Genomic DNA, 4,096 nt, shown 5'->3' on the forward strand with positions numbered 1-4,096 from the left:
TAATACTCGAATGGGTGCTTCGATTCTTTGAACCTTATGTATTCAATTTTGTTGAAGTGGTTCTCTAACAGCTTTTTCATTTCGTTACTCTCAACGATGAAAAAGACTGCATGCCAGTACCCCTCTTTTTTTGCCTGTATGTGCTCTTTAAAAATGGTCCTGTAGCGTGATGGCGTTTGAATTGTTTGCATCAGTTCGAGTGCAATCTTTGCTCCCGAAGGACTTTTCACCAAGCCATCCGGTTTGTGTGCTACCTGATATTTTTTGCGTACATCTTCATGCTTACCATTTTCCCAATCACGCCATCCATTTTTTTGTAGCTGGAGCTGCACAAACTGTACTTTCATTTTATGTTCTGCATTCTTGGCCGTGACTCGGTACGGTACAAAACTCTTCTCTCTGCCATTACTTTTCTGTTGGTTTTGCGCAAGGCCTAAGTCGGTCACTCCCCACAATGCAAGCTTCCCTCTTGGCGTTTTTAGTTCGTACTTTTTGATGAGGTCTAAGCCTTTTAGTTTTGCCAGTAAACGATCGAGAGGCTGCCTTTTTTGATAATTCAAAAGCACCATTAAGTTGGTGATTGTGGAGTACGTTTCTTGTATTAAAAATTGTATGACGCATTGCATGTTGTCTGCATTTCGTTGGTAACGTTCGGTTTTATCTTGGATCAGATATTGTGTGTTCATCGGCCTCTGCCATCGGTGTCTATCATCGGGGGAGTATAGCACCCGACCGCAGACACCGATGAAATCCAAACAATAACAAGAAGTTTCGCCAAAGGGCGAATATTGAAAAAGCGTGCTTTTTCAATGAATTAGAATGTAAATCTTCGGGGCTGGACGCCCCTACAATTCAAATTCTAATTTAAAGCAAAATCCGCCTCGCTCCGCGAGACCAAGCCCCTATAGAGCGTGAAAAATGTCGCCCTTTTTGGACAAGTCCAAAGAGTCTCGTTTTTACATCGTTATACGGACTTGGTCTCGCCTGCTCAACGGATTTTGGGGCAAGCCCCCAAACCAAAACGCAGTTTGGGAACTGCTCGCCTTTTCGTTCGGGAACGGGCGTTTGGTTCGGCTCCCCCTGTCGAGAAAAAGGTTCGGGGGCTCACCTGTTTTCTCGATGCTACGTTGGACACTTCGCATTTTTTTCTGACTAGCAATTGAACCCCGCAAGGGGGCGCTTGGGCGATTGAGCCAGAAAAAAACATGGCTCACTAACTCACTTTGTTTCGCTGTTCGAACTGTCGCCTCGCGCTGCTCGTTGCCGGTTCGTTTGTCTTGGTAAAAACGCTTCGCTTAGTTTCACCAGGACAAACAAACTAAGCAGTTATGTTGTAACTCAAGGTTCAGTGTTAATTCGTTGATAGGCGCTTTTTGAGTACTTCCTAATCCTAATGCGAGCAATATTATGGTCATGTAACGTTTTTTGAAGTTCATGCTTTTCGTCCTTTCTTTTCGTAAATCTCGACACAAGTTAGCGTGTTTCATTTTTCTCTATGATCTTAAGATCTCACGCTGTTAGTTTGCTGTCATTTGAGCCAAGTTTTGAAGTAACAAGAGTTACTCTTTGGTTCAGTGAATGTGAGTTTAATTCGAATGATTGTTGTGACGCGGCAAATGACCGTTTGTGCGGTTTGAGCCAACTAGGCATTTTTATTTTTGGATAATGATAGATGCCTAGTTGCAGGTTGAACATGTGAAAAACGAGCATTTCAGAGGTGTTTCTGAGTGAGTTTAGAAGTTAGTTAGATTGCTATGTAAATCGCTCTCAAAGTGTCACAAACTTTCAAATGTTTTTTGGTGGGTAATGTGCCGGATTTCAGTCTGAAATCGTGCCTAGAGCGTTTGAGGGGCTTCTAAGTGGTGTTTTTGATAGTGAAGTTGCCTATTTAACATATGACCAATATTACGCACCTTTAAGTGTCGTTATGATGTCATCACGTTAATTGAGGTTAGGTGAACTGATGCCACACAATTTTTTGGATAGAAAGAAAAAACCGTTGAGTTCTTCTGGTGGAGGTTATAAGCCACTCCATGAAGAAGAGTCATTAAGAAAACCGCAAGCTCGAGAAGAAACAGTAAGGGAGCGAGCTGCCCGCCAACGTCGAGAGCGTCAAGCTGAATTGACGTATACCCAAGAAGATTACGCTCGTTGGGAAAAAAATCGTGTGCGTGCTACTGCAGAACGTAACGCGGCAGCGTTACAGGCCTACGATCTAACAGAGCCAGAATGGAACAAAGATCTACAAGACGATTTGAAAGAATACTTAGAAGGTAGACATACACAAGTTTGTATTTTCTCTGTTGATGATGCCGCAAAGTGTGCGATGAATATCTGGCATCAAAAAAATGAAGAAGGGGAAACGATTGGAAGTGAAACTCTGAAACTATTAGATGACATTCATTCAAAAATAGATATGGGCATAGGTATTATTACTGCGGCAAAAATATCAAAAGCTTTAGGTGGCTTTGGTATTACAGTTAAACAATATATTGATGCTCAGGGAATAGAACGAGTAATAATATCCAGTCTCTGGAATGACCCTAAGAAGTATTATGCTGTTGTTAATGGATTAAATATCAAAAAAAATTATCCATATAGAATTACAAACCCTACAATTAAGCAGTTGGGTGTTTTAGCTGAAGATACATTAAATGGATTTAAGAAAGGGGCTGTTTTAAGTTTAATTATATCGGCAACAATCAATACTAATGAATTGATGTTTAATGATGATTATCATTTAGTTGATTGGTGCGGTAGTATGGGAAGTGATTTGTTTAAGCTTTTAGCCACTGGTGCAGTTGTCGGTGGGATTATTTGCTTGACGGTCGCTCTTGGAGTTGCCATTCCTATGGTGGTTGGTGCGATGGTTTGGGTTGGTGTTGATGTAATTATTTCTAATATTTGGGATGAAAACAAGATAGAAGAAAACATAATAAATGGCTTAAAAGAGGCCACAAATGCTAAATAGAATTCTGATTTTTTTAGGAGTCCCTCTTGTATTAATCGGGATGCCTTTCTTATTATTTGATGCGATAAGCCCAATACTGGATGTTTATATATATCATCCAGAATCTATAGCGTTAACCTCCGTTTTTTCTATAGTTCCTTTTTTATCATGGTTTTGGTTTTTAAGTATAATAGGGTTTGTTTGTATTTGTTTTAATAAGCGTCCTGAATTACCTAAAGAGTGGAGTAAATATTTAGGAACTTACATTCCTTGTTTTCTATTTGTCATTGGGGTTGTTTTTGGAACGATTGGAAAAGATGCAATAAAGAAACACCTTGTTGATAGTGGTTACTTTTTAATTACTACAGAAAAGATAAGAACATCATTTTATATATCTCTTGATAAAGATATATACCATAGGGCTGATTAAACAAAAATTTGAGAAGAGTATGCAACAAAGATCTTTGCATTGATCATTGAGATCTAACGATTTTAGGATTAATCTCTATCCCCAGATGTGAAAAAACCACTCTTGCCGGAGTGGTTTTTTCGGAATACTCACAAATGATGACCAAATCGTTGTGTAAGTCCTTCCATGATAGACCATATCAAGTAAGCACTTCAAGAGTATTTCTGCACTCTGTTTGGAATCAAGATGTTTTGGACAGAACGACGCGCATCACTCACCGACCAAGGGATGTTCCAAAGGTGAGAGGTAAAGGCACTAATCAGAACTAAGCGTAAAGCTCGATAACACCGCCCCTTGTAGCTGCTAGAGGGGACAAGCGGAAAAGGAATAACTGATTAGTGTTGTGTGACTGGAACGGGGGCGAAAGCTTTACACACAGCGCAGGGCAGCCCGAAAGGGTAAGAGACAAAACTCCACGGAAAGCGACCATAGATGATACCCAAATCACTCAAGTTTAGAGTTGAAATGGGTAGGGGTCGGCGCAGCCGAAAGGGCTGATTTGGGGAGTCTTGCGACAACCTTATTCACCGCTTTTGGTCTCTTGTTTCTTGTAAGGTCTTTACCTCTTCTAATGTGAAGATTCGGTAAAGGTTTGAACGATAATACTCGAATGGGTGCTTCGATTCTTTGAACCTTATGTATTCAATTTTGTTGAAGTGGTTCTCTAACAGCTTTTT

Annotated in this window: 3 protein-coding genes; 2 read left to right on the plus strand and 1 reads right to left on the minus strand. The window is 40.3% G+C overall.

Features of this window, described 5'->3' with window-relative positions; all coding sequences use genetic code 11:
- Window positions 1-686 (minus strand): MobC family replication-relaxation protein (gene mobC / locus R7D93_RS24995; RefSeq protein WP_276428512.1); only part of this gene is annotated, 686 nt, incomplete at its 3' end.
- 1,277 nt (window positions 687-1,963) lie between these two features.
- Between mobC and R7D93_RS25000 the strand changes: the two genes are divergently transcribed.
- Window positions 1,964-2,971 carry a hypothetical protein gene (locus tag R7D93_RS25000; RefSeq protein WP_025789264.1) on the plus strand — a complete coding sequence of 336 codons (1,008 nt, stop codon included), beginning with the start codon at window positions 1,964-1,966 and terminating at the stop codon, window positions 2,969-2,971.
- Window positions 2,961-3,380, plus strand: coding sequence for a hypothetical protein (locus R7D93_RS25005; protein WP_025789263.1), 420 nt, complete (start codon window positions 2,961-2,963; stop codon window positions 3,378-3,380). Before R7D93_RS25000 ends, R7D93_RS25005 begins: the two co-directional genes overlap by 11 nt.
- Window positions 3,381-4,096 lie beyond the last annotated feature (716 nt).

The organism is Vibrio sp. YT-15 (assembly GCF_033337445.1).
GTDB lineage: Bacteria > Pseudomonadota > Gammaproteobacteria > Enterobacterales > Vibrionaceae > Vibrio > Vibrio alginolyticus.

Bases quoted from the DNA above. Each gene is read 5' to 3' on its own strand.
- R7D93_RS25000 (WP_025789264.1), top strand. From the start codon at position 1,964: ATGCCACACAATTTTTTGGATAGAAAGAAAAAACCGTTGAGTTCTTCT.
- R7D93_RS25005 (WP_025789263.1), top strand. From the start codon at position 2,961: ATGCTAAATAGAATTCTGATTTTTTTAGGAGTCCCTCTTGTATTAATC.